Genomic DNA, 24723 nt, shown 5'->3' on the forward strand with positions numbered 1-24723 from the left:
CCCGCCCCGCGGCCACCGCCATGATCGGGAAATCCGGCGTCCTCGGTCCGCGGTCCCGCAGCATGGGGCCATGAGCGACAGCGCGATCACCTACACCCTGTACATCCAGGCCGACCCCGCCAGGGTCTGGCAGGCCCTCACCGAGCCCGCCTTCACCCGCCGGTACTGGGGCCTGAGCTTCGAGACCGACTGGGCGGTGGGCTCGCCGATGGACTGGGTCGAGCGGGGGGCCCGTACCAGTGACCCCGAACAGGTGGTCCTCGGCTGTGTCCCGGACCGCCTGCTCTCCTACACCTGGCACACCTTCACCCCGCAGTGGGCGGCCTCGGTCGGGATCGGCGAGGAACTGCGGGCCGAACTGGCGAAGGAGCGCCGTACGAAGGTGACGTACGAGATCGAGCCCGTCGGCGACACCCTCGCACGGCTGACCATCCTGCACGAGGACTTCGAACCCGGCGGAACGCTGATCGGCATGTGCGCGCGGGCCTGGCCGATGCTCGCGTCCAGCCTCAAGACCCTGCTGGAGACCGGGGCTCCGCTGCCGGAGGCGGAGCAGGAGGCGGGCGAGGTCTGAGGCGTCGCGCGGAGAGCCGGTACGCGTCCGTGTCCGCGCCCCCGGTCGCCCCGAACGGACCGGCTCTCCACTGTCCCCCCATCCCAACCGCCGTGCCCCGCACCGCACCTGAGATCATGTGTACAGACCACGAATCAGGAGCGCAGACATGGCACTGGAGCACCACCGCGTCGTCATCACCGCCGCCGGCCGCGACTTCGGGCGTACCCTCGCCCTCCGTTTTGCAAGCAGGGGCGCCGAGGTCCACCTCTCCGCCCGCACCCTCGAAGCCGCCGAGCGCGTCCGCGAGGAGATCCGCGCCCAGGGCCACGACGCGGACCGTGTCCACGCCTACGCCTGCGACCTCACCGATCCCGCGTCCGTACGGGAGTTCGCCGCCGCGGTCGCAGCCCGCACCGACCACGTGGACGTGCTCGTCAACAACGGCTCCCGCTACCAGCACGGCACGGACCTGCTGTCCGCCTCCGACGAGGACGTGACCGACACCCTCGCCTCCGGCGCCACCGGCACCGTCCTGGCCACCAAGGCCTTCCTCCCGCTGCTCCTGAAGTCGGCCAAACCGGACATCGTCACCATGGTCTCCGGCTGCGGGGAGGCCGGCCACCACCGGTCCGACGCCCACGCGGCCTTCTACGCCGCCAAGAGCGCCCAGGCCGGCTTCACCGAGATCCTCTCGCGCAGGCTGCGCGACCAGGGCGTCCGCGTCATCTCCCTCTACCCGCCCGACTTCGACAACCACGACCCGCTGTCGGAGTCCTGGGAGGGCGCGCCGCGCACGGCGAAGGACCCGCTCACCTCGCAGTCGCTGGTGGACTGCATCTTCTTCGCGATCGGCCAGCCCCGCGACTGTTTCATCAAGTCCTTCCACTTCGAGCAGGTCTGACGGTCATGGGACGGACGCTGACGGAGATCCTGGACGCGGCGGCCGAGGGGCGGTTCCCGCCACCCGACGGCCGCACGACCGTGGTTCCGCAGGAACACCGGCGCGACGCGGGCGTCATCGCCTTCACCGCGCACTCCGTGGTGTTCACCGACGAGGACCCGGACTGGGTCCACGCCACCCTCGCCGCCCTCGACTGCGACGCGCTGGCCGCCACCATGAACCCCCGGTTCCTGGCCGCGCTGCTCGACCGCACGGGACGCGGAACCGACACGATCGACCTGCTCACCGTGGCCGGCCCGCTGCCCGGCGCACCGGCACTGGAGCTCGTGGAGACGACGGACCCCGACCACCCCCGCGTACGCAGGGCCCTGCGCCGCCGTGACGGCGTACGGGTCTGGTCGGCGGCCGGGGGAGTCCTCGTCCTCGGCCGCGGTGTCGCGGGCCGCTGGGAGGCGGCGGTCGAGGTCGACGAGGGCGTACGCCACCGCGGACTGGGCCGGGAGCTGGCCCGCGCCGCCCGCCACCTCGTCCCCGACGGGCAGCCGGTCTGGTCCCAGCAGGCGACCGGCAACGCCCGCAGCATCCGAGCCTTCCAGGCCGCGGGCTACCGACCGGTCGGTGCGGAGGCCCTGATGCTGGCTCCGCACCGCTGAACAGGCCCTGACGGCACCCTGACCGCCGGCTGCCCGGGGAGGTCGTGTGGAATGGGTGCCATGCGGAGAGGAAACGACCAGCAGCGACCCGCCACGGGCATACCGGCGCGGGACCCGATGAACGGCCCCGACGCCGACGCGCCTCCCGAGCACTGGCGCTACGCCCGCCACCTGGAGTCCCTGGCCGCGGCGCCGGGCCCGGGCGCGGAGAGCGAGGCGGAGGTCGTGGCCGAGGTGCTGCGCGATCCCGACCGGGTGATGGCCGAGAGCGCGGTGGTCACCCACCTCGACCGGCGAGCCGTACAACTGCTCGCCGACGAGGAATTCCCGGCCTGGGCCCGGGCCATGGCCGCCGCCCTCGCCGGCCGGGCCTTCCCCGAGCGCCGGCTGCGGGAGTGGGTCCTGCTCAAGGCCGCCACCCGCGACGAGCCCTGGTCCGCCGAGGAGCTCACCGCCGCCTCCGACTGGTGCCAGCGCACCGCCCTCCGCCTGCTGACCTCGTACGAGGCCCTCACCCTGCTGGCCACCGACGCCCGCACCCGCCGCGTCCGCAACGCGGCCGCCGAACGCCTGCGCCGCAGCACCGCGTTCTGAACCGGCAACCGGCAACCGGCAAGGGTCCAGGACGTCGTGGTCGATCCCGCGCGCCACAGGCAGGGAGTCGGCCGGGCCTTGGTCGAGCACCTGAAGCGGCCCTACTCCTACTGCCGCTTCTTCCTCCTGTCCGCGGACCACGAGTCGTCACCCGAAGGCAAGCGCAAGCAGCGGGGCGAGCTGCGGCGTCGTGACCCGCGCCCGGGCACGGGCCCTGTCGGTGGGGTGTGGTGAGATGGCCGTACTGTGCAGTCCGCCTGGTGGGAGGCCGTATTCATGCCCGTGTACCCGTCGCTGACCCGTGCTCTGACGGAGGCGCTGGTCGATGTTGTGCGCTTCATCGAGGGCTGCGACGACGAGCAGATGGATCAGGACGACGAGCAGATGGATCAGGACGACGCCGTCAGAATGCTGGAGTGGGTGGGCCACCTGATGAGCCGGCTGTCGGGCGACCAGCGCGGCGAGTTCATCGATCTGCTCGGGAAGATGGCCGGGGAGGAGGACGATCCCGCGCGCCGTGAGTTCCTGCGGGAGTTCCCCGAAGGCTTCGGGCTGGTCGAGGAACCGGTCTGACCTGGCCCCCGTGCGCAGCGGGGCGGACCCGAGCGGTGTGACGGAAACTACGTGTCCGCCCCGGCGTTCGCGGACGTAGCCTCGGGGCGTGCTCCAACTCGTCCTCGCCGTCTTCGCGTTCACCGTGGCCGCCGCCGTGTACGCGGTCATCGGCCTGCGGTGGTGGCGGCGGGCCCGGACGCGGCGCACGATCCTCGGGCTGGTCGCCGCCCTGGACCTGGAGCCGTACCACGTCGCCGCGTTGAAGTCCGAGGAGGCGGCCGCCGAGCTGCTGCTCGATGGGTACCTCGACATCGACGGGGCCGGGGCGGCGCGGCTGACCGAGGAGGGACGCGAGCCCGGCCGGACGCCGCCGGCCCACCCGCTGCCCCCGCCCGGACGAGGACGACGACTGGACGGACGACGACGACTGGTGGGCGGACGCGTACCACTACCGGACCTCCGACGATGAGGATGACGACGACGAGCCCGACGGGAAGCCCCTCGGGTGACCGGGCCGCGTATCGGAAGTGGGTCTTCCACGTCAGCTCATGCGGCGAGGTGCCGTCGGACGAACGGTGCCGTGACCAGGGCAAGTGTGGTGAAGGCGACCAATCGTTGGAGGCCGGGCTGAGCAGCGAGGCTGCTGCTCTGGACGCCGTAGGTCGCGTACCAGTTGGCGGCCAGGTCGGTCGTCAGGATGACGCAGGCGAGATCTGTCCCCCGACGCTTGCCGCAGATCAGAAGCGCGGCCGCGAGCGGGTCGAGGAGCGCCAGCGAGGACCAGTAGAGGTTGAGCCACCCCGGAGCCCAGTCGTAGGCCTGAAGGCCGTGGTGAAGAAGGTCGGTGGCATGCACGACGGCGCCGACCAGCAGGCCGGCCGCAACGGCGCACACCACCATCACCATCCGGAGTGGGGTGCGGTGCATCCAAGCGATCACGCCACCGATCGTCGCAGCCGCCGGTGTGTTCCGTCAGGCGGTTGGCCGTCCGCTGCGGAAGCGACCGTCCTCGGCGCGGCGATCGAGGCACGGGCGACCGGTACGGAAATCGGTTCACCCCGCCGTGGTGCACCCGGGAAGATCGCCCCATGACCACAGACTTCACGGTGCGGCCGGCCCGGCCCGCCGATGCGCGCCGACTGGCCGAACTGCGCTGGACGTTCAAGCAGGAGGACCACGAGGGGCAGCCACCGGCACCGGCTCGGCCCCTGGAAGAGGCCGAGCGGTGGATCCACGAGCGGCTCGGCAACGGCCACTGGCTGGCCTGGGTCGCGGAGACCGGAGACGACATCTGCGGTCACGTCTTCCTCTGCCTGGTGGAGAGGGTGCCCGAGCCGTACAGCGACAACGCCCCGATCGGCTACGTGACGAACTTCTTCGTCACGCCGCCCCGACGGAACAGGGGAACCGGCTCGGCGCTCCTCGAAGCGCTCGCACTGCACGCACGCAGCGCCGGAATCGACACCCTGATCGTCTGGCCGTCGGATCGCAGCAGCCCTCTCTACCGGCGCTCCGGTTTCCGGCCGCAGGAGGAACTGCTGGAACTGCCGCTCGAGACCGGATGAGATCCGCTTCCGACGACATCGAGCGGCTGCGCCGCCGGCCCGAGGCACACCGCACGGGGTACGCCGGGCAGGAATCATTGGCCGATTCCGCTTACATCTCGTCACACGTCCATCCAGGGCTTAAGGTGCCGTTACCCGGCCGGGTATCAGCGTGAAAACCGATGCCACTCCGCTGGAGGATGACTCTCCGTGTTGCACGTTTCACAAGCTTCCGTCACCACCCCCGACGGTGAGCCGGCCCCGCTCGTCCCCACCGAGTACGGCGAGGTCAAAGGCTGGTTCGCGGCGTACGACCAGGTGCTTTTCGACTGGTTCCTGACACGTCAGAACAGCGGCGAGGGGCAGCCGGGCGACCTGCTGGAGCTCGGCGCCTTCATGGGGAAGAGCGCGATCTTCCTCGGCCGGTACCTCCAGCCCGGTGAGGAGTTCACCGTCTGTGACCTCTTCGACTCGCCCGCTACGGACGACTTCAACATCGCGGAGAACCGCAGCTCCTACCCCACGCTCACGCGGCGCGGCTTCGAGACGAACTACCTGGCCTTCCACGAGGCGCTGCCGACGGTGATTCAGGCCCCCACCTCGGTCGTCGCCGACCGGGTCAAGCCGGCGAGCTGCCGATTCGTGCACGTCGACGCCTCGCACCTCTACGAGCACGTCGTCACGGACATCGCGTCCTCGCGTCTCGTCGCGACCCCGGATGCCGTGGTGGTCTTCGACGACTACCGCTCCGCGCACTGCCCCGGCGTCGCGGCCGCCGTCTGGACCGCGGTGGTCACGGGCGGGCTGCACCCCGTCTGCGTCTCGGCCTCGAAGCTCTACGCGACCTGGGGCGACCCGGCGCCCCACCGGGCGGCACTGCTCGCGTGGCTGGAGGAGCGCACCGACCTCTGGCACGGCGTGGACGTGATCGACGGCCGCCCCCTGATACGCATCGGGGACCATGGGGTGGTCGCGCCGGTGTCCCCGCAGCCGCTGAACCCCGCGCCGCGGGCGGAACCGGCGCCGGTCCCCGCTCCCGCCGCCGGGCGCAAGCCCGGCGTCCGCTGGCGCAAGCTGGCCAAGGACCTGCTCCCACCCGTGGTCACGCGCGCGATCGTGGCCCGGAACCGCCGCCGCAGGGGCTGACACCGAAAGGGCTGACACCACACTCCCGGACCGGATCCGGTCCGGTCCGGGGGGCGTACGCGTGTCAGACGCCCCGGCGCACCCGGGCCGCGCGGCGGGCCTCGGCCTGCTGGCGGGCTTCGATCGTCTTGCGGGACTCCTTGCCCCGGCCCGGGCGGGTCCCCATGCCGCGGAAGGCCAGGTCCGGGCCCGAGGGCTTGCCCTTGGCGTCGGTCGGCGCGGAGCCCGCCAGCGGGACCCCGGAGGGGGCCTTGGCGCCGGTGATGCGGGTCAGTGCCGCCTCGCCGGAGCGCACCTGCGTGATCGTCGGCCGGATCCGGGCGTCGGAGAGCAGGCGGACCATGTCCCGGCGCTGGTTCGGGGTGACGAGGGTGACGACCCGGCCGGACTCGCCGGCGCGCGCGGTGCGGCCACCGCGGTGCAGGTAGTCCTTGTGGTCGGCGGGCGGGTCGACGTTGACCACGAGGTCGAGGTCGTCGATGTGGATGCCGCGCGCGGCGACGTTCGTCGCGACCAGGACGGTGACGGCCCCGCTCTTGAACTGCGCCAGGGTCCGGGTGCGCTGCGGCTGCGACTTGCCGCTGTGCAGGCCCTCCGCGCGCACGCCCATGGCCCGCAGGTGCTTCACGAACTGGTCGACCCCGTGCTTGGTGTCGAGGAACATCAGCACCCGGTTGTCCCGGGCCGCGATCTCGGTCGCCGCCGAGATCTTGTCGGCCGCGTGGATGTGCAGCACGTGGTGGTCCATCGTGGACACCGCGCCCGCCTGCGGGTCGACGGAGTGCGAGACCGGGTCCTTCAGGTACTTCCGGACGAGCTGGTCGACATTGCGGTCCAGGGTCGCCGAGAACAGCATCCGCTGTCCCGCGTGGTGCACCTGGTCCAGGATCTCGGTGACCTGCGGCATGAAGCCCAGGTCGCACATCTGGTCGGCCTCGTCGAGCACGGTGATCTTCACGCGCTCCAGGTGCACGTCCCGTCGTCCCACCAGGTCGCTGAGCCGCCCGGGGGTGGCCACCACGACCTCGGCGCCGGTGCGCAGGGAGCTCACCTGGCGGCCGATGGACAGCCCGCCGACCACGGTGGCCATCCGCAGCTTCAGGGCCGCGGCGTACGGCTCCAGCGCCTCGGTCACCTGCTGCGCCAGCTCACGCGTCGGTACGAGGATCAGCGCCAGCGGGCGCTTCGGGTCCGCCTGCTGCCCCGCCGTACGGGCCAGCAGCGCCAGGCCGAAGGCGAGGGTCTTGCCCGAGCCGGTCCGGCCGCGGCCGAGGACGTCCCGGCCGGCCAGCGCGTTCGGGAGCGTCGCGGCCTGGATCGGGAACGGCTCCGTCACGGCCAGCGACGCCATGGTCTCCACCAGCTCAAGGGGCAGGTCGAGCTCGGCGAAGGACTCCACCGGCGCCAGCGCCGGCACCTTCGGCGCGTGCATCGTGAACTCACCCTGCGGGCCGAGGGTCCGGGGGGCCTTGGCGGGGGTCCGGGCACCGGCCTTGGCACCGCCCTTCACACCGAAGCGCCCATGAGCTGACGGGTTCCTCATGCAGGACCTTTCGAAACGGAGAGAAGGAGGGGAAGGAAGAAGTAGATGGTCAACCGCCCATGGTACCAGCGGGGGCTAAGCCTCCCCGGCGGTCAGTTCCCCGGACCGGACCTGCGCACAGTGCGCGCGGATCTCGACCGCCGCGCGGCCGAACCAGTCGGCGATCACGGCGATCTCGTCGGGGGTGTAGTCGGCGAAGAGGGTGGCCAGCCGGTCGTACATCGGCTGGTACACGGCGACGACCCGCGCGGCGGCCGTGGGGTCGGCCACCACCCGGACCCGGCGCCGGTCGGCCGGGTCGGGGACGCGCCGCGCGTATCCGGCGCGTTCGAGGCGGTTGAGAACCCCGGTGACGGCTCCGGTGGTGAGGTCCAGCAGTCCGGCGAGGTCACCGGCGGCGAGCGGGGTGTCCCCGGCGCCCAGGATGTGGCCCAGGCAGGTCAGATCGGTGACGTTGAGCCCGAGCAGCTGCGCCACCTCCTGCTGGCCGACGATGCCCAGGGCGACGTACTGGTCCATGCGCGAAATCGCCTCGCCGGCCGTGGCCGGGGGGCGGGTCTTGCCCTGCACCCAAACACTCCTTAGGATCTAAGTTACTTAGTGAGTGAGATGCTTACCTCGCGAAATAAGCTTCCCGCTTCCGAGCGTACTGCCGTCGGTCCGACCAGGGAGAACCATGAGCGCGCACGGCCAGGTAGACCTCGGCCACACGGTGGCCGGCTGGACCGGAACCACCCTGGCCCTGCTGGGCTTCGCGGGGGCGGGCGGTGCCGTGTGTGCGGCCTGGATCCCTGGCATCTGGATCGGCCTCGGCATCGTCGCCGCGGCCGGGATCGTCACCTGGCTGCTGCACCTCGCCGGGTGGGGCAAGCCCAGCGGACCCCGGCCGGAGGCCGACTGGGACTGGCGCACCCGGGACACCCGCGCCCACGCGGGGCACGCCGACTGCCTCGGCTGCCGCGTCGGCGGGCCGCGGCGGGCGCTCGCCGCAGCCCCCCGGCTCCGGTCCGCCGCATCGCTGCCCGCTGCGGACAGCGGCGCTTGAGCGGTGCCCGGGTCCGGCCGCAGCGGCCCGGCCCGGGCGCCTCTCGAAGGGCTCCGGGCGGAGCCGCTCCCTCTTTTCACGGACAAGGCGGCCAGAAGTTCGAATGTGCGCCGCGCCCCGGTTGGCCGCGTCCAGCGTGTGCTCCGGCGGACCGTTGGGCAGGATCGAGACGGCCGCGTGTGCGGCCCGCAGTGGAACGTTGTGAAGGATCAGCCAGATGGCAACAGGCATCGTGAAGTGGTTCAACTCGGAGAAGGGGTTCGGCTTCATCCAGCAGGACGACGGCGGCCCCGACGTGTTCGTGCATTTCTCCGCGATCGAGACCACCGGGTTCAAGTCGCTGGAGGAGAACGCGCGCGTCGAGTACTCCGTCTCCCAGGGCCCCAAGGGTCCGCAGGCCGAGAAGGTGGTTCCCCTCAGGTAGTCCACTTCGCGGGCCGGGCCCGTGACGCGAAGCCCCGCCGGTCCGCCCGGCGGGGCTTCGCGCGTTCCGGGCGGCCCGGCTACCGCGTCCGGGCCGCCTCCGGTCCGCCGTCGGGCCCGATCGCGCGGTGGAGGGCCAGGAGCAGCCGCCACAGGTGGTCCGCCAGAGCCTCCGGATCCGCCCGGATGTCCTCGTGCAGCCAGTCCGCGAGGACGCCGGTGAACGCGGCCGCCACCGCTGACGCGACCAGCTCGGGGTGCGGGGCGCCCACTGCCGCCCGTTCCGCCCGGGCCCGGGCGCGCAGCTCCCGGTGCAGGCACCTCCCGAGCGGGCCGCCGCCGCCCGGGAGGAGCAGGGTCCGGTAGAGCGGCGCCCGGCCGGCCGCCTCCGCCAGGAAGGCGGCCAGCGCGGCGGGCGGCCGGGCCGGGGGGACCGGCGACGGGCCGGCCTGCCAGGCGTGCAGGGCGTCGACCGCCGCGTGCACCACGTCCGCGCACGCGTCCACGGCGAGCGCGGTGAGGTCCTCGTAGTGCAGGTAGAAGGTGGCACGGCCGACGCCGGCCCGGCGGACCACGGCCGAGACGCTGACCTCCGCGAGCGGCCGGTCGGCGCACTCGGCCAGCAGGCTTTCGCGCAGCCGCCCCTTCGTCCGGGCCGTACGCGGGTCCTCCGGGCGGGGGTCGTCCGTACGCGGGTCGTCCGTACGCGGGTCGTCCCCGCGCGGGTCCTCCGGGCTCACGCGGCCAGCAACGCCGCGCCGAGGGCGAGAGCGCCGGGCAGGGCCTGGGCCACGAGGATCCGGCGGTTGGCGGTCGCGGCCCCGTAGATCCCGGCGACGATCACGCAGACGAGGAAGAAGATCTGGGTGGCGAGCGAGTCGATCACGAGCGACCAGACCAGTCCGGCGGCGAGGAAACCGTTGTAGAGGCCCTGGTTGGCGGCGAGCGGTGCGGTGAGACGGGCGGTGTCCGCATCGAAGCCGGACAGCGCGCGGCCCGGGGGCCGCTGCCACAGGAACATCTCCAGGACCATGAAGTACACGTGCAGCGCGGCCACGAGGCCGATCAGGATCGATGCGACCGTGTGCATGGCCGCCTCCACTTCTCAGGGTCGACGTACGGGCGGTTGCGCGGGTCGGCATACCGGCCGGTATTTCCTGGACAACTGTACAGGAAGTCCGCTGTCGGGCCTCGCGGCTACGCTGGCCCGATGACCGAGCAGGCACCCCGGCCGAAGCCCACCGGACTCCTCTACGCGGACTTCGGCACCGGGCGGCACCGTGAGAGCTCCCTCGTCCGCCACGCACTCGGCAGCGTCCACGAGGAGGAACTGGTCGCGGGCCTCGCGGGCGGGATCGGCTTCATGTACTTCGTCTTCGAGTACGCCGGGCACCCGCCCCTGCTGACGATCGTCGCGCAGGCCCACCCCGACCCCTGGGTGGAGGCCGCCCTCGACCGGCTCCGCGTCCCCTACGAGGTCACCCACAGCTCGCGGCCCCGCTGGGACCGCGTGCACGCCGCCCTCGACGCCGGACGGCCGGTGTTCTGCACCGTCGACCGGTCCCGGCTCCCCTGGCACGGCGGTGTCCCGGACGAGATGGCCGGCGCCGATCCGTACACCGTGGTCCTCGCCGGGTACGAGGGCGACAGCCTGTACGTGGAGGACGGGGCCCCGGCCGCGTACCGGATCGCGGAGCGGGAGTTCGGCGAGGCCTGGACCGGCCATCGCAAGGGCCGCCACCGGATGCTCGTACCCACCGGCCCCGCCGCCGGCGCCCCCGACATCGACGGGGCCGTGGCCGCCACCGCGGCCCGCCTCACCGGCCCGGTGCTGGGCAACAGGTTCGACGTCAACTTCGGCTTCTCGGGGATGGAGAAGCTCGCCGCCCAGTTGCGCGACGTCCGCACCCGGACCGGCTGGGAGCGCCGTTTCGGCTCCCCTGAGGCCTTCCTCGCGGGGACCCGGCGGCTGTACGCGTGCCTGGAGGAGGAGTGGACCGCGCCCGGTGCCACCCGCCCGCTCTACGCGGACTTCCTCGACCTCGCGGGACGGCCGGAGGCGGCGGCCCTGTTCCGCGACTCGGCCGGCAACTGGTCCCGGCTCGCGGAACTGGCGCGCGCGGCCGGCCCGGACACGGACGCCCCGGGGCGGCGCGCCCTCTTCGACGAGCTCGCCGGCCTGGTGGACGGCTCCCTCGCCCTGGAACGCCGTGCCGTCACCCTGCTCTGAACCCCAGAAGTCCCAGCACCCCCGGAACTCCCGGAAGCCTCAGAGGTGGGCGTCCAGGAACGCCCGGAACTCCTCGCGCGTCATCGGCCCCGCCTGGCTCGCGACCGCCTCGCCGTCCTTGATGAGCACGGCGGTCGGCGCGCCCGTCACCCCGTAACGCCCGGTCGGCCCGGGGCAGCGGGTCATGTCGGTGCGGACGGCGGTGAACCGCGTCCCGTACTCCTCGGTCAGTTCCCCGACGACGGCGTCCATCGCGCGGCACGCCTCGACGGCCTTGGGCCAGGTGCCGCAGAAGTACGCGAGGACGGGCCCGGTCGTCATCGAGAGGATGAAGTCGAACTCCTGGTCCTCCAGTGGCTGGTGCACCCGACGTGCCATGCGTGTCGCTCCTCGTTCGTGCGCCTCCCCGGATCGGGAGGGCGGCCCCCATCATCGCCGCCGCACGGGCCCGCGGCCGCCGGGCCCGTTGTCAGTGGCGGCTGTGAAGCTGAGCGGTATGGACGACAGGATGCTTCGGCGCCGGGTCTACGGCGCCGACCACGAGGACCCCGACCCCGGACCGCGACCCGGACACACCTACGGCGAGCTGGTCGGCGGGCCGCTCGACGGGCTCCTCCTGGACATCACCGGCTGGAGTGCGGCCCAGCTCGCCGAAGAGGCCAGGCTCCCCACGGAGATAGGGCGCTACGGAGCGGGCGGCCGCGCCCACTACCGCCGCCGCGCGGGGGACCCGGGCCACTGGGACTGGACGGGAGACAGCCGCTGACGGCGGGGCCCACCCCGGCGGTCGGCCCGGCGGTCGGGCCGGCCGCCGGTCGGCGACCGGTTCAGCGGCCTCAGGCGTCCCGGCTCACCTTGCGGGCCCAGAGCACCAGCGGTACCTGCAGCGGCAGCCGGCCCAGCGTCACGGCCCGCACGGCGGGGGAGCCGTGGCGCGCGTCGGCGGCCATCTTCAGGTTCGCCGGGAACACGCCGACGAAGAACGCCGCCGTGGCCAGCGCGGCCACCCGGCGGGTGCGCGGATGGGCGACCCCGGCGGCGAGGGCGAGTTCGGCCACCCCGCTCCCGTACGTCCACCCGCGCGGGCTGCCCGGCAGCGAACGGGGCACGATCGCGTCGAACTTCCCGGGCACGGCCGCGTGGGCGACCGCCATCGTGGCCAGGAGGCCGGACAGCAGGAGGGGGGAGGAGACGCGTGGCATCGGGGGATCCTCTCGAAGGTGACCGGGCCCGCGATCCTACTCGCGAGTAGCCGGGCGTGGGGGAGCCCTTCGAAGTCCGGCCGCGGAATCCGGGCCCGGCCGCCCGGGTGCCCCGGCCCGTCGGCCGGATGGGGGACCCCGGTGGCCGCCCCGGAAAAATCTTCGAAGAATTTCCCGGAGGCTGTCGATCCGGGCGTCTCCCGTTCGACGCAGGGGTGAGAGGCGGGGAGAGTCCCCGCCCTCCTGACCGAGGAGTCACCATGCCGCGCTTCCTGACGATGATCCGCATCGACGAGCAGGACCTGCCCAGCGACGAGTTCCCGCCCGAGTTCGAGCAGCGCATGGGCGCGCTGCTGGAGGAGATCACCAAGGCCGGGGTCATGCTCGACACCGCCGGGCTGCTCCCCACCTCCGAAGGGACCCGCCTCAGCTGGTCCGGCGGGAAGATCAGCTACACCGACGGCCCCTTCACCGAGACCAAGGAGGTCGTCGGCGGCTACTCCCTCACCCAGTGCAAGGACAAGGCCGAGGCCATCGAGTGGACCCGGCGGTTCCTCGAGATCCACCCGGCGGAATGGAAGGTGAGCGCCGAGGTCCGGGAGATCCAGGAGATGTGATCCCGGCGCGCCCGCGCCGCGTTTGCCCTGCCTCGTCACGGCTGCTCTGATGGGTGGCCGTGACGGCAGTGAGTGCGGCCCAGGCGGTCGAAGCGGTGTTCAGGATCGAGTCCGCGCGGATCATCGCCTGTGTCGCCCGCGTCGTGCGGGACGTCGGCATCGCCGAGGAGATCGCCCAGGACGCCCTCGTCGCGGCGCTGGAGCAGTGGCCGCGGACGGGGGTCCCGGACCGGCCCGGAGCCTGGCTCATGACCACCGCCAAACACCGCGCGATCGACCTCGTGCGCCGCAAGGAGACCTACGCGCGCAAGCTCGCGGAGGTCGGCCGGACCCTGGAGGACGTGCCACCGCCCGCCGAGCCGGCCGACCCGGAGGACATCGACGACGACCTGCTGCGCCTGATCTTCACCTCCTGCCACCCGGTCCTCGCCACCGAGGCCCGGATCGCGCTCACCCTGCGCCTGATGGGAGGGCTGACCACCCAGGAGATCGCCCGCGCGTTCCTCACCTCCGAGGCCACCGTCGCCCAGCGCATCGTCCGGGCGAAGCGGGCGCTGGCCAAGGCGGGGGTGCCCTTCGAGGTTCCGTACGGCGCCGACCGCGACGCGCGGCTCTCCTCGGTCCTGGAGGTCATCTACCTCGTCTTCAACGAGGGGTACGCGGCCACCGCCGGCGACGACCTCGTCCGCCCCGCGCTGTGCGAGGACGCCCTGCGCCTGGCCCGCGTACTGGCCGCCCTGATGCCCGAGGAGCCCGAGGCGCACGGCCTGGCCGCGCTGCTGGAGTTCCAGGCCTCCCGGATCGCCACCCGCACCGGCCCCGACGGGGAACCGGTGCTGCTCGCCGACCAGAACCGGTCCCGGTGGAACCGCATGCTCATCCACCGGGGCGCCCGGGCGCTGGGCCGGGCGGGGAACGGCCCGTACTCCGTCCAGGCCGCGATCGCCGGCTGCCACGCGGCGGCGGTCCGCTACGGGGACACGGACTGGCCGAGGATCGCCGCGCTGTACGGGCGGCTCGTCCGGCTGGTCCCCTCCCCGGTGGTGGAGCTCAACCGGGCGGTGGCCGTCTCGATGGCCGAGGGGCCGGAGGCGGCCCTGCCGCTGGTCGACGCCCTGGCCCGGGAACCGGCCCTGCGCGCCTACCACTTGCTGCCGAGCGTACGGGGAGACCTGCTGGAGCGGCTGGGCCGGACCGAGGAGGCCCGCGCGGAGTTCGAGCGGGCGGCCTCCCTCACGCACAACGCGCAGGAACGCACCCTGCTGCTGGGCCGCGCGGCCCGGCTCTGACCCGGTGGAGCGCCGGATCCCGGCGCCCCCTTGCCGGCGATGGCCCTCCCCGGCACGTGCCCGGCCGCGAGCACCTGCTCGCGGCCATGCCGACGCCGCCTGCGGCCGCCCGCCCGCGGCCACTGGGGCGGGCCGGCGCGGCGAGGCGGAGGCCTGGGTCGACGCGCTCTGGTCGACGTACCGCAGCCATCCGTGGATGGTGCGGGGCCCGACGGTCAGCGCCCCGGTCGGACCGAACGACCGCTCGCCCGCTCCGGCGCCGCCCGCGGCGAGCTGATCCCGCTCGCCACCTTCGTCTCCGGCGCCGTCCGCGACCTGGCGCGGATCGCCTTCGAACTCGACCCGGCCGGCGCCGCCTCGTACGGTCAGGTCCTCGCCGAGCGCCTCGACCCGGGGAACTTCCCCACGCTCTGCGCGCTCGCGGGCGAGCCGGGACCTCCTGACCTGCGCCGCCCTGCTCGTCTGCTGGGCCTTCGCCGTCGGGATCGCCGTGCTGCGGCGCACCTCGCCGACCGGTCTGCGGGCGGCGGCCCGGCCGGTCTGATCCCGGGGCCGCGGCTCAGCCGCGGCGAGCGAACGCGGCCACGTCCAGCGGGGTCCGCACGGACCGCCGCGGCGCGGTCAGCGCGATGGGCCGGCGGAATCCGCCGGACCGGGCGATCTCCTGGACGGTCAGGCGCAGCGCCTCCTGGAAGGCGCCCATGGTCCGGCGGGCCGCCGGGGTGTCGACGTAGAGGGAGTTCATGTGCAGCCCCTCCGCGTCCCGCTGGAACCACGAGCAGGCCCCGTTGGCGCGCGCCGACCACACGTGGGTGGTGGGCCGCCACTCGTCGTGGCGCTCCGCCCCGGGGCACTTGCGCATGTCGATGTACGAGAAGAAGTTCACCGGGTACGGCCAGGAGCGGGCGGCGAACTCCTCAGGCGCCAGCAACTCCCACGCCCGCACGAACGGCACGTCGAGATGGCTCATCATCTCGCTGAAGCCGGCCCGGACGGAGGCCATGACCTGGGCGAAGTCCCGGCCGGGCGAGGCATCGAACTCGATGGGCAGGGTGTTGACGAACCAGCCCACCGAATGCGCCCAGGTTTCCCGGCCGCGCTCACTGACCGGCATGAGGCCGCGGTAGACGCCCGGGCCGCCGGCCTCGCGCAGGCAGACGGCGACCGAGGCGAGCACCCCCATGAACGGCTTGCCGTCGGCCGCCAGGCAGGTCTTCTCGAACACCTCGGCCTCGGCGGCGTCCAGGAGGGTGGAGGCCTCGTTGACGATCGGGTACATCCGGCCCGGCTCGACACCGAGGTCGAGGGGGAAACGGGGGAAGAACTCGCCGGCCTGCCCCATGAACGCCTTCCAGTAGTCCAGGCGTTCGTCGCGGGCGTCGATGGCCAGGTAGCGGCGGCGCTGCTCCTCGGCGAAGTCGAGGTAGCTGGGGGCGGGCGGCAGTTCGACGCTCTCGCCGCGGCACAGGGCCTCGTAGCCCGTCGACACCTCGCGGGCCACGATCGGCATCGACATGCCGTCGCAGACGATGTGGTCGAAGGCGAGGTAGACCGTCGCGGAGTCCTCGCGCTCCACGGCACCCATGATGAACAGCGGCCAGGAGAGGGTGTCGATGCTCCGCTTGAACCGCTCGACGAGGAAGTCGCGCAGCAGGTCGGAGGTCTCGAAGGTGCCCACCTGCCGGGGTTCGAGGGACAGTCCGGCGGGGTCGAACGGCTCACAGGCCACCTCGCCCGCCAGACGGCGGAACGCACACCGCAGGACCTCGTGCCGTTGCACGAAGGAGAGCAGGGACTGCGCCAGGGCCTGCTCGTCCAGCGGTCCGGTCACTTCGAAGGTCACCGCGACCCAGGACGCGGCCGGGTCGTCGGCGGCCCTGCTCTCCTCGGCGACGGTGAAGTGCTTGTCCTGGTTGAAGGACGCCTTCCTGCCCACCGGGTCACCCGTGTCGGCGGCCTCCGCCGCCGTGGACCTGAGCCGCCACTCGACCACCCGGCCGGGTGCCATGTGGTGCATCTCCAGAGGAAACTGCCGCATTCCGTCATCCCTTCGCCCCCGAGTCAACCCCCAGGCCCTAACGACCCCCGGCCCGGGGAAGTGACGAATTCACTCGGGACGGGCCGGGGCGGGACGTCGGCGGGAGTTCACAGGGAGTTCAGGCGGACGGCCGTGCCGCGACCGCGGCGTCGAAGAGGGTCCAGCCGTCGACGTCCATCGAGGCGCCGGCGGGCTGCCACCCCTGGGCCCGGGCCGCCTCCATCAGGGCCAGGGCGGTTCCGGGTTCGTACAGGTTCAGGCTGCCGCCGTCCGTCCGGGCGACCTCTCCGGACTGCCCCAGATAGCCGCTCGGCGAGTACCGTCCGGGCTCCCTCTTCCGGAAGACGACGCGCAGACACCCCGGGGCCCCGGCCAGGTGGACGGTGACGGTCTCGCGGCAGTCCTCGGCAGGGCCGGTGGCCGGCCGGTGGTGGGCGTGCCGCACCGACCACGTGTACGTGTCCCCGTCCACCACGAGACGCCGGGCCTTGTCCGCAGGACGGGGCATCAGGACACCACCAGGGGAAGCGTGAGGGGCGGCGCGCCGACCGGCTGTGTTCGCATGGTGCCGGAAACTACCCGCCCGGTCACCGAGGACGCGAACGGATAAACGGAGCCCGCCCCGGAGCGCGGACCTATTCGGTGTGCAGGGCCGACGCGATCGTCATCCGGGCCGCCGACCGGGCCGGAACCAGCGCGCCGAGGACGGCGATCGCGACCCCCGCCAGCAGCAGGCCGGTCAACAGCGGTGCGTCCCAGACGTCCTTCATCGACTCCGGGAAGGCGACGATCCCGACGTTGTCCACGACCAGCCGGTGCGCGAGCGCCCCGAGGGGGATGCCGAGCAGTCCGCCGGCCGCGCCCACGCCCGCCACCGAGGTCACGGTCATCACCACGACCTGCCGGGGGGTCATCCCGATCGACTTGAGCATGCCGAGGTCTCTGCGGCGCTCGCGGGTGCTCAGGAGGACGGTGTTGAAGACGCCGAGCGACGCGACGAGGCTCAGCAGGACGGTGAACACCGACGAGAAGGTGACGACGGTGGTGGTGGCCGTGTTCCCCGAATCCGACACGGAGGCGCGCAGCCCCGGGTCGACGGCCTCGGCCGCCTCGGCGTAGGCCCTGGCATCGGCTTCGCGAGCCAGCCGCACCTCGTACTCGACCGCGAGGGCGTCCGGCGCCAGCGGCAGGAGGGTCTCCCAGGAGGCTTCCAGGGCCCGCGCGTTGCCCTCGATGAGCTCGCCCACGATGGTCGCGGTGGTCTGCCTGCCGTTCAGCGCGAGGGTGACCCGGTCCCCGAGCTGCAGCCCGCGCTGGGTCAGGAAGGCCGGCCCGGCCATGACCTCGCCGGCCGCCTCGGGCATCCGGCCCTTGGCGAGCTGCGTGGCGTACGAGGCGCCGGTCCCGCGGTAGAAGTCGGCGAAGGCGGGCCGGCTCTGCCCGACGAGGGTCACCTGGGCCAGTGCGCGGGCCCGTACTTGCGGCGCACCGGGCAGGGACCGCAGCCGTTCCTCGATCTGGGCGTCGCCGAGCACAGGAGGGGTTCTGCCGTTGAGCGGCCCCCCGGCCTCCACCCTGACCAGGGCACCGCCGCTCCCGCGTCCGGCCTCGCTGTACTTGAGCATCGTGCTGGTCAGTCCGGCCGCCAGGGTCACGGTGGTGACCCCGAGGACGATGGCCGCCAGGGTCAGCAGCGCGCGGCCGGGGCGGGCGAACGGCTGGCCGAGGCCCATGCTGACCGCGCGGGGCAGCCGGCTGCCGCCGAGGACGCGCTGGATACGCAGCCCGTGGGCCGTCCGGGGGGCGCTGCCCGCACTGATCGCCCGGGCCGCCGACAGCCGGTGCGCCCGCAGGGCCGGGACCAGTGTGGTGAGCAGGACCAGGGCGGGCATCCCCAGCAGGCAGACGACCGACACCCACGTGCCGACACCTCCGACGGCGGCCCGGCCCGTCTCGATGCCGGAGAACGCGACCCTGAGGACGGGCTCCGCCAGCGCGTTGCCGAGCAGGGTGCCGAGGGCGGATCCGACGACCGCTGGCACGGCCGTCATCGTCAGGTACACGGCGACCACCTGGTTCGGGGTGAAGCCCAGGGCCTTCAGCACACCAATGTGCCGGTACCCGGAGACGACCGCTCCGCTGACGACGTTACCGACGATCAGGGCGGAGACCAGCAGGCCGAGGACACCGAAGAGCGTCATGAAGGGGACGTAGGCGTCGGCCAGTGACGAGAAGGCCTCCCTCAGGTCGAGGTGGGTGTGCGCGCTGGTCAGCGACCCCTCGGGGAGCCCGGCGGTCGCCCGGGCCAGTGCGGAGTCCAGCTGCGCGTCCGTCGAGGAGCCGGTGAAGCGGTAGAGCATCTGAGCGGTGGCCGGACGAAGCGCGGTCATCTGCCCGGGCGTGACCCAGGCGTCCGCGGACTTGCTCATGCCCGCCGCGAATCCGACGACCGTCAGGGGCGCGGATCCGGGGACCTCCAGCCTGGTTCCCAGCAGCTCCGGGCCAGGGGAGCCGCCGGAGGTCCAGCCGACGACGATCTCGCCGGGCGCGGTCGCCCAGTGGCCCTCCAGGAGCTCGATCCGGTCCACCGGGCCCCCCGGGTCGGCCCGGCCCACCACCGTGAGGGAGCCGCCCGCCATCCACAGCCAGCCCGCGGGAACGTCCAGGACGCTCTGCTCGAACGGCCCGGCCGCGGCCTCCACCCCGGGCCGGCGGGCGGTCCGCGCGAGCTGCTCCGGCGAGGCCTTCGCCGTGTCGAAGGTCGCCACGGTGTGCGGGCCGCGCTGGGCGGCGTACGCCGTGTCGAAGGGGCTGGAGGCGGCGTCGAGCAGCCCCAGCGCGAGGAGGACGGTCGTCGTCGAGCAGAGCACGACGAGTCCGATGACGAACGTCTGGAGCCTGCGCCGCTTCACCGCCGCGCGCGAGGCCCGCCACACGGCGCTCACGCGGTCGCCTCCAGCGCGCTCTGCCGGGCGACCCGGCCGTCGGCGACCTCGACCAGCCGGCTCGCGCACCGGGTGGCCAACTGCGGGTCGTGCGTGACGATCAGCAGGGTCTGGCCGATCTGGTTGAGGTCGATCAGCAGGTCCATCACCTGCTCGCCCGACCGGCTGTCGAGGGCGCCGGTCGGCTCGTCCGCCAGCAGCAGCGCCGGACGGTTCATCAGGGCGCGGGCCACGGCGACCCGTTGGCGTTCGCCGCCGCTGAGCGTCGCCGGATAGTTGTTGCGGCGGCCGGCCACACCGAGCTCGTCGAGAAGCTCCAGGGCCCGGCGGCGCGCCTGCCGGGCGGGGGCGCCCGTCAGCTGGGCGGCCAGCGCCACGTTGTCCAGGACCGGCAGGTCGTCGATCAGGTTGAAGAACTGGAAGATCATGCCGATGTGCCGGCGCCGGAAGAGCGCCAGCCCGGTCTCGTTCAGCCCGCCGAGGTCCTGGCCCTGCACCTCGACGGTGCCCGAGGTCGGGCGGTCGAGCCCGGCCACCATGTTGAGGAGCGTGGACTTGCCGCATCCGGACGGGCCCATCACGGCCACCGCGTCCCCGGCCCGGATCTCCAGCGACAGACCGTCGAGAGCCTTCGCGTCGCCGTACTCCTTGTGCACACCGTCAAGCCGTACGACGACCTGCCGCGCAGTGTCATGATCAGTTGTCATGGCCCGAACCTAAGGCGGAGCCCGCGGGCGGGGCGTCGGCCCCCGGATGTAACCGTGCGGGCAGGTCATCCTGGGGATGTATGCCGGCCGTCCGGCACAATGGCGTCCAGGCTTACGGGGCGGGGGAGTTCGGGGTGGGGTTGGTCATCGCAGTGGTCGCGGCCTGCGTGCCGACGGCCGTGGCCGGCGCGCTCGGCGTGGCTCTGCTGCGAGCGCGGCGCGGCCACCGCGTGGCGCTGGAGGAGCGCGGCTGGCTGCTGGAGCGGGAGCGGGAGGGCGCGGCCCGCAGCGCCGTCGACGCCGAACGGGCCAGGATCGCGGCGGAGCTCCACGACATCGTCAGCCACAACGTGAGCCTGATGGTGGTCCAGGCCGGAGCCGCCCGCGAGGTGCTCGCCACCCTGCCCGAGGAGGCCGCGGCGGCGATGGGCGCCGTGGAGCGGGCCGGGCGGAACACGATGACCGAACTGCGGCACCTGCTGGGCCTGCTCGCCCCCGCCCAGGACGGCGCGGACGAACCGTACGAGGCCTCGGCCGCCACCCGGCTGGCGCCGCAGCCGACCCTCGCCCGGCTGAGCCCGCTGATCGACAGGTTCGCCTTCGCCGGGCTGCGGGTGGACGTACGGATATCCGGGGAACCGCGCCCGCTCCCGGCGGGGATCGACGTCACGGCGTACCGGATCATCCAGGAGGCGCTCACGAACGCGCTCAAACACGGGGACGGAGGCAGGACCGAGGTGACCGTGCGGTACCAGGAGCACGCGCTGCGCGTGGAGGTGCTGGGCGGGGGACCCAGTGTGCTGACGGGAGACGTGCCCGGGCCGGGACCGGCCGGCGGCCGGGCCGGGCCGAAGGCCGAGGGCACCGGGCGCGGACTGCTCGGCCTGCGCGAGCGCGTCGCCGTCTACGGAGGCGACCTCGACGCCCGCCGCCGCCTGGGCGGCGGCTACCGGGTGCGCGCCCGGCTGCCGCTGGAGCGGCCGTGACCACGCCGGACGTACCTGCCGTGCCGGACGTACCTGCCGTGCCGGACGTACCCGCCATGCCGGACGTGGCGGCCATGCCGGACGCGTCCGCCGCGCCTGCGCCCCGCGTGGTGATCGCCGACGACCAGGACCTGGTCCGCACCGGCTTCCGGCTGATCCTGACCGCCCGCGGGATCGACGTGGTCGGCGTGGCCGCGGACGGCGCGGAGGCGGTCGCGGCGGTGCGCCGACTGCGCCCCGACGTCGTCCTCCTGGACATCCGGATGCCGAACATGGACGGCCTGGAGGCCGCCCGGCGCATCCTCGCCGAAGCCCCGTACTGTCGGGTGATCATGCTGACCACCTTCGACCTCGATCAGTACGTGTACGCCGCCCTCGCCGCCGGGGCCAGCGGCTTCCTGCTCAAGGACGTGACCCCCGCGCACCTCGCCGCCGCCGTCCGTCTGGTCAGCACCGGTGACGCGCTGCTCGCCCCGTCGATCACCCGTCGCCTGGTGGAGCGCTGCGGCCCGGGCGCGGCCGCCGCGGACCCCGCCGCTGCGGCCGCCGTCCACCAGGAGCTGGCCGCGCTGACCCCGCGCGAACGCGAGGTGCTGACTCTGATGGCCACGGCCGCTCGAACGCCGAACTGGCGCGGGAGCTGACGCTGAGCGAGGCCACGGTGAAGACCCATGTGGCCCGCATCTTCGCGAAGTTGTCGCTGCGCGACCGGGCCCAGGCCGTGGTCCTCGCCTACGAGACGGGCCTGGTGACCCCCGGCTCGGTCACCGCTTCGCGTTCAGCACATCGTCCGGAGCCCGCGGGGTGAGGAGCCGCGCGGATCGCCGCGGCCTGTCAGGGCACCAGCTCCAGCATCACGGCGCGCGGCAGCGAGGGGTTGCCCGCCGCCTCCTCCGCCACCCGCCGGTCCTCGTCGGCGAGCAGCCCGGTGACGACCTCGGGCGCCAGCGCCGGGTGGGCGGCGGCCAGCGGCGCCGGGCCGTCCGGTCCGCCAGGCACGCGAGCAAGGCCGGGCCGGTCGCGTGGGGGTGCTTGGCGACCTCCTTGAGCACCCTCCGCACACCCGGTCGATGCTGCGTCAGGTACTCCAGCAGCGGACCGGACGCGTCCGGGTTGGCGGCCACCGAGGCGAGGACCTGCACCCCGTGCCGCGCGACCACGGCGCGCAGCAGCTCCTCGGACAGGCCCGGGTGCGGTGCGACAGCCCTGACCACGGCCGCATCGGGATCGGCCGCCAGCGCGTCGCGCAGATGCGCCGTACCTGGTTCTCCGGATCGGCGGCCAGTACGCGGATCAGCTCCTGGCCGATCCCGGGGTTGCGCGCGTACGCGGCCCGGACCCCGGGCAGCGGGTCGGCGGCGTGCCGGGCGTAGAGCGTCTGCGGCAGATCGGTGCGCTCGGAGAGCGCCCAGTTCAGGGTCAGTCCGGGGTCCTCGGCCAGGGCGAGGACGGCTTCGAGCGGGGTGGCGGGGTTGGACGCCGCCGCGAAGCGGACTTCGGGATCCGGGTGGAGGGCGAGGCGGGCGGTCACGGGTGAGGCCGTCCAGAGGGCCACTTCCTCCACGACCTCCACATCCGGGTCGGCGGCGAGCAGGTCCACGACATCGGGCGGCAGGCCGGGACAGGAAGCCAGCTTCCAGCGGACCCTGGAGTCCGGGTGCGCGGCGAGGAGGCGGGACCACTCGGGGTGCCCGCGGCCCTCGTCGATCAGGGCGACGGCCGCGTACGGCGTGGACGCGGGATCCACGTCGGCGGCGGTGAGCGTCCCGCGGTAGGCGAGTGACACGGCCGTGCCCTCCTCGTAGGCGGCGAGCGCCCGCACCTGGTCACGGCGCAGATCGGTACGGCCGGCCAGGTCGTGGAGCAGTTCGTCGGCGAAGTCCCGCTCGGGCTCGGTCCCCGCCTCCTTCAGTGCGAACGCCAGCAGCCGGTCGACCAGTTCGGGCGGCAGCGCCGGATTGGCGGCCAGTCCGCACAGGAGGTGGTTCACGGGCCCTCTCCGGCCGGTGGGTCCGCCGCGGTGGCGGCAGCAGCGGTCAGGGCGGCGGCCAGCGCCTGCGTGCAGGGCTGCGGGCGCCGCCGCCGGGGGAGGACCAGCCCGATGTGCCGGGCGGGACGCGGGGGTTCCACGCGGACCACGGTCAACTCCCGTGTCACAGAGGTCGCGGAGAGCGAGACGTGCGGGACCAGGGAGACCCCGACCCCGGCCGCGGCCAGGGTCTGCGCGAAGAAGTAGTCGGTGGTGGAGGCCGCCACCCGCAGGTCGAAACCGGCGAGCTCCGCGTACCGGCGCAGGAAAGCCTCCGTCTTGAGATCGACTCGGCGGCCTCCACCAGCAGCCGGCCGGGCTCGGTGAGGGTGACCCCGCGCGTGCTGCGCACCGCCACGGGGTGGCCGACCGTGCGCTCCAGCGCCGCGATGTGCTGCGAGACGGCCGAGGGGGTCAACAGCAGGGCACCGGCCGCCCGGTTGAAGCTGCCGTGCTCGGCCACCGCCCGAAGGACGCGCAGCCGCTGCACATCGATCATCAGTTTTCCTTACGACACGTTCAGTGGCTGGTCAGTACCGCTGGGGACGATACAACGGCAGGGTCGAACGCATGAAGCGGATTCTTGTCATCGGCGGCAGCCGGTACTTCGGAAAGACCCCGGTCACCCGGGCGCGTGGGGCGGGCGACGCGGTGACCGTCCTCAACCGGGGCTCCGGCGCACCGCCGCCCGGCGTAGGCCGTCTCGTCGCCGACCGCGACGACGAGGAAGCGCTGCGGGTGGCACCGGGCCCGCGGCTTCGGTCACGTCGCCGACTGGCTGCCCGGGCCATCGCCGAGACCCCGTGCGCCGACGGCTGACGCCGTCACTGGTCTCCGACGCGCCGCTCCAAGGGAGTTGCTACCGATGAGTTGCTCACACTGAAGGTCACGCTGCCGGCCCGGTAACGGTCGTCGGACCACTCGATCGGGCGGCCGGTGGCCGTCGCGGAGACGTGCCGCTGGCGCAGCAGCGGGCTGCCGCGCCGGATCTCCAGCAGCCGGGCGTCCTCGCTGCCGGCCGGAAGCGCGTCGATGAGGTGCTCGCCGTAGTGGGCGGTGACCCCCGAACCCTCGGCCAGGCTGTCCATGACGGAGCGGCAGTCCACCGGCAGTGCCTCGACCGCCGCCGCCACCCAGTCGGCGTAGGCGGTCCGCTCCACCATGGTGGGCTCCCCGTCGAGCAGCCGCAGCCGCAGTACGGCCAGGACCTCCGTACCGGGGGCCAGCGCGAGCCGGTCCGCCTCCTCGGCCGTGGCGGGCCTGCGGGTGCGGGACAGGAAGCGGCTGGCGGCCCGGTGCCCGAGCCCCTCGGCCCACTGGGCGAAGCTGTTCAGCTCGCCGAAGCTGTGCCGGCGTTCCCGGCGCAGGACGATGCGCCGCGCGCCCTGGCGGGAGCCGATCAGCCCCTCCGCGGCGAGGGTGGCGACCGCCTGGCGGACCGTCCCGCGCGATGCGGACCAGCGCGCCGCCAGGTCGCTCTCCGAGGGCAGGTGCGCCCCCACCGGGAGTCCGCCCGAGAGGATCTCCCGCCGCAGCGCCTCGGCGATCTCCAGGTACCTGGCCGTGCCCGCGCTCGTACTCATGCCCTTCGCCCCCTGATCGCCGTGTGCCGGCGGTGCCGTGCCGGAATCGCCGTGCACCGGTCTCCCATGATCATTGCAACAGGTTCTGTCACGGCTCCTTCCGGTCATTCTTCTCTCTTCTTCGAGCTGTGCTCCCG

The 24723-nt window shown here is 73.3% G+C and carries 33 protein-coding genes and 1 pseudogene; 18 read left to right on the forward strand and 16 right to left on the reverse strand.

Features of this window, described 5'->3' with window-relative positions; all coding sequences use genetic code 11:
* The first annotated feature begins 70 nt into the window (after positions 1–70).
* From ACFY04_RS08225 to ACFY04_RS08255, 7 genes are all read left to right on the forward strand, one after another.
* Positions 71–574 carry an SRPBCC family protein gene (locus tag ACFY04_RS08225; RefSeq protein ID WP_314241551.1) on the forward strand — a complete coding sequence of 168 codons (504 nt, stop codon included), beginning with the start codon at positions 71–73 and terminating at the stop codon, positions 572–574.
* Between the two features lie 148 nt (positions 575–722).
* The gene (locus ACFY04_RS08230) at positions 723–1457 is read left to right on the forward strand and encodes an SDR family oxidoreductase (RefSeq protein ID WP_389114963.1); all 735 of its coding nucleotides are present in this window, start codon (positions 723–725) and stop codon (positions 1455–1457) included.
* Positions 1458–1462: 5 nt separating this feature from the next.
* Entirely contained in the window at positions 1463–2110 is a 648-nt protein-coding gene (locus tag ACFY04_RS08235) for a GNAT family N-acetyltransferase (protein WP_389114964.1), read from the forward strand.
* A 60-nt stretch (positions 2111–2170) separates the two neighbouring features.
* Positions 2171–2704 (forward strand): hypothetical protein, encoded by a 534-nt coding sequence (locus tag ACFY04_RS08240; RefSeq protein ID WP_389114965.1) that lies wholly within the window; start codon positions 2171–2173, stop codon positions 2702–2704.
* A gap of 78 nt (positions 2705–2782) precedes the next feature.
* Positions 2783–2938, forward strand: a complete 156-nt coding sequence (locus tag ACFY04_RS08245; protein WP_389114966.1) for a hypothetical protein — start codon at positions 2783–2785, stop codon at positions 2936–2938.
* A 42-nt stretch (positions 2939–2980) separates the two neighbouring features.
* The gene (locus tag ACFY04_RS08250) at positions 2981–3277 is read left to right on the forward strand and encodes a hypothetical protein (RefSeq protein ID WP_389114967.1); all 297 of its coding nucleotides are present in this window, start codon (positions 2981–2983) and stop codon (positions 3275–3277) included.
* 88 nt (positions 3278–3365) lie between these two features.
* Positions 3366–3728 (forward strand): hypothetical protein, encoded by a 363-nt coding sequence (locus ACFY04_RS08255; RefSeq protein WP_389114969.1) that lies wholly within the window; start codon positions 3366–3368, stop codon positions 3726–3728.
* Positions 3729–3805: 77 nt separating this feature from the next.
* Here the strand turns inward: ACFY04_RS08255 and ACFY04_RS08260 are convergent, their stop codons facing one another.
* Positions 3806–4198, reverse strand: coding sequence for a hypothetical protein (locus tag ACFY04_RS08260; RefSeq protein ID WP_389114970.1), 393 nt, complete (start codon positions 4196–4198; stop codon positions 3806–3808).
* 149 nt (positions 4199–4347) lie between these two features.
* On the opposite strand from ACFY04_RS08260, the gene ACFY04_RS08265 reads away from it, so the two are divergent.
* Both ACFY04_RS08265 and ACFY04_RS08270 read left to right on the forward strand, forming a co-directional pair.
* A complete protein-coding gene (locus ACFY04_RS08265) occupies positions 4348–4824 on the forward strand; it encodes a GNAT family N-acetyltransferase (protein ID WP_389114971.1) in 477 nt (158 codons plus the stop codon).
* A 189-nt stretch (positions 4825–5013) separates the two neighbouring features.
* Positions 5014–5949 (forward strand): class I SAM-dependent methyltransferase, encoded by a 936-nt coding sequence (locus tag ACFY04_RS08270; protein WP_389114973.1) that lies wholly within the window; start codon positions 5014–5016, stop codon positions 5947–5949.
* A 64-nt stretch (positions 5950–6013) separates the two neighbouring features.
* Here ACFY04_RS08270 and ACFY04_RS08275 read toward each other — a convergent pair whose 3' ends face one another.
* Positions 6014–7492, reverse strand: coding sequence for a DEAD/DEAH box helicase (locus ACFY04_RS08275; protein ID WP_389114975.1), 1479 nt, complete (start codon positions 7490–7492; stop codon positions 6014–6016).
* A 75-nt stretch (positions 7493–7567) separates the two neighbouring features.
* Positions 7568–8062 carry a MarR family transcriptional regulator gene (locus ACFY04_RS08280; RefSeq protein ID WP_314241542.1) on the reverse strand — a complete coding sequence of 165 codons (495 nt, stop codon included), beginning with the start codon at positions 8060–8062 and terminating at the stop codon, positions 7568–7570.
* A 106-nt stretch (positions 8063–8168) separates the two neighbouring features.
* On the opposite strand from ACFY04_RS08280, the gene ACFY04_RS08285 reads away from it, so the two are divergent.
* Positions 8169–8537: an HGxxPAAW family protein gene (locus ACFY04_RS08285; RefSeq protein ID WP_389114977.1), complete on the forward strand. Its 369-nt coding sequence runs from the start codon at positions 8169–8171 to the stop codon at positions 8535–8537.
* A 217-nt stretch (positions 8538–8754) separates the two neighbouring features.
* Positions 8755–8961, forward strand: a complete 207-nt coding sequence (locus tag ACFY04_RS08290) for a cold-shock protein (protein WP_033213830.1) — start codon at positions 8755–8757, stop codon at positions 8959–8961.
* Between the two features lie 79 nt (positions 8962–9040).
* On the opposite strand, the gene ACFY04_RS08295 is transcribed toward ACFY04_RS08290, so the two are convergent.
* Positions 9041–9598, reverse strand: coding sequence for a TetR-like C-terminal domain-containing protein (locus ACFY04_RS08295; RefSeq protein WP_389115440.1), 558 nt, complete (start codon positions 9596–9598; stop codon positions 9041–9043).
* Positions 9599–9696: 98 nt separating this feature from the next.
* Positions 9697–10050 carry a DUF1304 domain-containing protein gene (locus tag ACFY04_RS08300; protein WP_189742572.1) on the reverse strand — a complete coding sequence of 118 codons (354 nt, stop codon included), beginning with the start codon at positions 10048–10050 and terminating at the stop codon, positions 9697–9699.
* A 120-nt stretch (positions 10051–10170) separates the two neighbouring features.
* Between ACFY04_RS08300 and ACFY04_RS08305 the strand changes: the two genes are divergently transcribed.
* Positions 10171–11190 carry a BtrH N-terminal domain-containing protein gene (locus ACFY04_RS08305; RefSeq protein WP_389114979.1) on the forward strand — a complete coding sequence of 340 codons (1020 nt, stop codon included), beginning with the start codon at positions 10171–10173 and terminating at the stop codon, positions 11188–11190.
* 39 nt (positions 11191–11229) lie between these two features.
* Here the strand turns inward: ACFY04_RS08305 and ACFY04_RS08310 are convergent, their stop codons facing one another.
* The gene (locus ACFY04_RS08310) at positions 11230–11568 is read right to left on the reverse strand and encodes a thioredoxin family protein (RefSeq protein WP_389114981.1); all 339 of its coding nucleotides are present in this window, start codon (positions 11566–11568) and stop codon (positions 11230–11232) included.
* A 118-nt stretch (positions 11569–11686) separates the two neighbouring features.
* Between ACFY04_RS08310 and ACFY04_RS08315 the strand changes: the two genes are divergently transcribed.
* Complete coding sequence (locus ACFY04_RS08315; RefSeq protein ID WP_389114983.1) at positions 11687–11956, forward strand: hypothetical protein; 270 nt, start codon at positions 11687–11689, stop codon at positions 11954–11956.
* 70 nt (positions 11957–12026) lie between these two features.
* On the opposite strand, the gene ACFY04_RS08320 is transcribed toward ACFY04_RS08315, so the two are convergent.
* Entirely contained in the window at positions 12027–12392 is a 366-nt protein-coding gene (locus tag ACFY04_RS08320; RefSeq protein WP_373039968.1) for a hypothetical protein, read from the reverse strand.
* 260 nt (positions 12393–12652) lie between these two features.
* Between ACFY04_RS08320 and ACFY04_RS08325 the strand changes: the two genes are divergently transcribed.
* Complete coding sequence (locus ACFY04_RS08325) at positions 12653–13009, forward strand: YciI family protein (protein WP_314241526.1); 357 nt, start codon at positions 12653–12655, stop codon at positions 13007–13009.
* A 68-nt stretch (positions 13010–13077) separates the two neighbouring features.
* Positions 13078–14298, forward strand: a complete 1221-nt coding sequence (locus ACFY04_RS08330; protein WP_389115441.1) for an RNA polymerase sigma factor — start codon at positions 13078–13080, stop codon at positions 14296–14298.
* Positions 14299–14857: 559 nt separating this feature from the next.
* Here the strand turns inward: ACFY04_RS08330 and ACFY04_RS08335 are convergent.
* From ACFY04_RS08335 to ACFY04_RS08350, 4 genes are all read right to left on the reverse strand, one after another.
* Positions 14858–16336 (reverse strand): condensation domain-containing protein, encoded by a 1479-nt coding sequence (locus tag ACFY04_RS08335; RefSeq protein ID WP_389114986.1) that lies wholly within the window; start codon positions 16334–16336, stop codon positions 14858–14860.
* 118 nt (positions 16337–16454) lie between these two features.
* Positions 16455–16844: a hypothetical protein gene (locus tag ACFY04_RS08340; RefSeq protein WP_389114987.1), complete on the reverse strand. Its 390-nt coding sequence runs from the start codon at positions 16842–16844 to the stop codon at positions 16455–16457.
* Between the two features lie 127 nt (positions 16845–16971).
* On the reverse strand, positions 16972–19281 hold the full coding sequence (locus ACFY04_RS08345) for an FtsX-like permease family protein (RefSeq protein ID WP_389114989.1): 2310 nt from the start codon (positions 19279–19281) through the stop codon (positions 16972–16974).
* Entirely contained in the window at positions 19278–19988 is a 711-nt protein-coding gene (locus ACFY04_RS08350) for an ABC transporter ATP-binding protein (RefSeq protein ID WP_389114992.1), read from the reverse strand. The genes ACFY04_RS08345 and ACFY04_RS08350 overlap by 4 nt, the downstream gene beginning before the upstream one ends.
* A gap of 134 nt (positions 19989–20122) precedes the next feature.
* Between ACFY04_RS08350 and ACFY04_RS08355 the strand changes: the two genes are divergently transcribed.
* On the forward strand, positions 20123–20974 hold the full coding sequence (locus ACFY04_RS08355; protein ID WP_389114994.1) for a sensor histidine kinase: 852 nt from the start codon (positions 20123–20125) through the stop codon (positions 20972–20974).
* 74 nt (positions 20975–21048) lie between these two features.
* Positions 21049–21782 (forward strand): annotated as a pseudogene (locus tag ACFY04_RS08360) (response regulator).
* 26 nt (positions 21783–21808) lie between these two features.
* Here ACFY04_RS08360 and ACFY04_RS08365 read toward each other — a convergent pair.
* The 4 genes from ACFY04_RS08365 to ACFY04_RS08380 all read right to left on the reverse strand — a co-directional run bounded on the left by ACFY04_RS08365 (position 21809) and on the right by ACFY04_RS08380 (position 23502).
* A complete protein-coding gene (locus ACFY04_RS08365) occupies positions 21809–21973 on the reverse strand; it encodes a hypothetical protein (protein WP_389114995.1) in 165 nt (54 codons plus the stop codon).
* Positions 21974–22052: 79 nt separating this feature from the next.
* The gene (locus tag ACFY04_RS08370; protein WP_389114997.1) at positions 22053–22964 is read right to left on the reverse strand and encodes a hypothetical protein; all 912 of its coding nucleotides are present in this window, start codon (positions 22962–22964) and stop codon (positions 22053–22055) included.
* The gene (locus ACFY04_RS08375) at positions 22961–23230 is read right to left on the reverse strand and encodes a LysR substrate-binding domain-containing protein (protein ID WP_389114998.1); all 270 of its coding nucleotides are present in this window, start codon (positions 23228–23230) and stop codon (positions 22961–22963) included. The genes ACFY04_RS08370 and ACFY04_RS08375 overlap by 4 nt, the downstream gene beginning before the upstream one ends.
* Entirely contained in the window at positions 23128–23502 is a 375-nt protein-coding gene (locus ACFY04_RS08380) for a LysR family transcriptional regulator (protein WP_389115000.1), read from the reverse strand. The genes ACFY04_RS08375 and ACFY04_RS08380 overlap by 103 nt, the downstream gene beginning before the upstream one ends.
* Before the next feature lie 71 nt (positions 23503–23573).
* Here ACFY04_RS08380 and ACFY04_RS08385 point away from each other — a divergent pair, with 71 nt between their 5' ends.
* Positions 23574–23822, forward strand: coding sequence for a hypothetical protein (locus ACFY04_RS08385; RefSeq protein WP_389115002.1), 249 nt, complete (start codon positions 23574–23576; stop codon positions 23820–23822).
* A 5-nt stretch (positions 23823–23827) separates the two neighbouring features.
* Here the strand turns inward: ACFY04_RS08385 and ACFY04_RS08390 are convergent, their stop codons facing one another.
* On the reverse strand, positions 23828–24586 hold the full coding sequence (locus ACFY04_RS08390) for a GntR family transcriptional regulator (RefSeq protein WP_389115005.1): 759 nt from the start codon (positions 24584–24586) through the stop codon (positions 23828–23830).
* Positions 24587–24723 lie beyond the last annotated feature (137 nt).

The sequence above is a fragment of the Streptomyces sp. NPDC001549 genome (assembly GCF_042894025.1).
Lineage (GTDB): Bacteria > Actinomycetota > Actinomycetes > Streptomycetales > Streptomycetaceae > Streptomyces > Streptomyces kutzneri.

Excerpts from the sequence above, each read along its gene's own strand:
- ACFY04_RS08385 (WP_389115002.1), top strand. The coding sequence starts at position 23,574 with ATGAAGCGGATTCTTGTCATCGGCGGCAGCCGGTACTTCGGAAAGACC.
- ACFY04_RS08320 (WP_373039968.1), bottom strand. The coding sequence starts at position 12,392 with ATGCCACGCGTCTCCTCCCCCCTCCTGCTGTCCGGCCTCCTGGCCACG.
- ACFY04_RS08265 (WP_389114971.1), top strand. The coding sequence starts at position 4,348 with ATGACCACAGACTTCACGGTGCGGCCGGCCCGGCCCGCCGATGCGCGC.
- ACFY04_RS08285 (WP_389114977.1), top strand. The coding sequence starts at position 8,169 with ATGAGCGCGCACGGCCAGGTAGACCTCGGCCACACGGTGGCCGGCTGG.
- ACFY04_RS08335 (WP_389114986.1), bottom strand. The coding sequence starts at position 16,336 with ATGCGGCAGTTTCCTCTGGAGATGCACCACATGGCACCCGGCCGGGTG.
- ACFY04_RS08315 (WP_389114983.1), top strand. The coding sequence starts at position 11,687 with ATGGACGACAGGATGCTTCGGCGCCGGGTCTACGGCGCCGACCACGAG.
- ACFY04_RS08390 (WP_389115005.1), bottom strand. The coding sequence starts at position 24,586 with ATGAGTACGAGCGCGGGCACGGCCAGGTACCTGGAGATCGCCGAGGCG.
- ACFY04_RS08240 (WP_389114965.1), top strand. The coding sequence starts at position 2,171 with ATGCGGAGAGGAAACGACCAGCAGCGACCCGCCACGGGCATACCGGCG.
- ACFY04_RS08350 (WP_389114992.1), bottom strand. The coding sequence starts at position 19,988 with ATGACAACTGATCATGACACTGCGCGGCAGGTCGTCGTACGGCTTGAC.
- ACFY04_RS08225 (WP_314241551.1), top strand. The coding sequence starts at position 71 with ATGAGCGACAGCGCGATCACCTACACCCTGTACATCCAGGCCGACCCC.
- ACFY04_RS08300 (WP_189742572.1), bottom strand. The coding sequence starts at position 10,050 with ATGCACACGGTCGCATCGATCCTGATCGGCCTCGTGGCCGCGCTGCAC.
- ACFY04_RS08250 (WP_389114967.1), top strand. The coding sequence starts at position 2,981 with ATGCCCGTGTACCCGTCGCTGACCCGTGCTCTGACGGAGGCGCTGGTC.
- ACFY04_RS08310 (WP_389114981.1), bottom strand. The coding sequence starts at position 11,568 with ATGGCACGTCGGGTGCACCAGCCACTGGAGGACCAGGAGTTCGACTTC.
- ACFY04_RS08325 (WP_314241526.1), top strand. The coding sequence starts at position 12,653 with ATGCCGCGCTTCCTGACGATGATCCGCATCGACGAGCAGGACCTGCCC.
- ACFY04_RS08235 (WP_389114964.1), top strand. The coding sequence starts at position 1,463 with ATGGGACGGACGCTGACGGAGATCCTGGACGCGGCGGCCGAGGGGCGG.
- ACFY04_RS08380 (WP_389115000.1), bottom strand. The coding sequence starts at position 23,502 with ATGATCGATGTGCAGCGGCTGCGCGTCCTTCGGGCGGTGGCCGAGCAC.
- ACFY04_RS08305 (WP_389114979.1), top strand. The coding sequence starts at position 10,171 with ATGACCGAGCAGGCACCCCGGCCGAAGCCCACCGGACTCCTCTACGCG.
- ACFY04_RS08275 (WP_389114975.1), bottom strand. The coding sequence starts at position 7,492 with ATGAGGAACCCGTCAGCTCATGGGCGCTTCGGTGTGAAGGGCGGTGCC.
- ACFY04_RS08290 (WP_033213830.1), top strand. The coding sequence starts at position 8,755 with ATGGCAACAGGCATCGTGAAGTGGTTCAACTCGGAGAAGGGGTTCGGC.
- ACFY04_RS08340 (WP_389114987.1), bottom strand. The coding sequence starts at position 16,844 with ATGCCCCGTCCTGCGGACAAGGCCCGGCGTCTCGTGGTGGACGGGGAC.
- ACFY04_RS08230 (WP_389114963.1), top strand. The coding sequence starts at position 723 with ATGGCACTGGAGCACCACCGCGTCGTCATCACCGCCGCCGGCCGCGAC.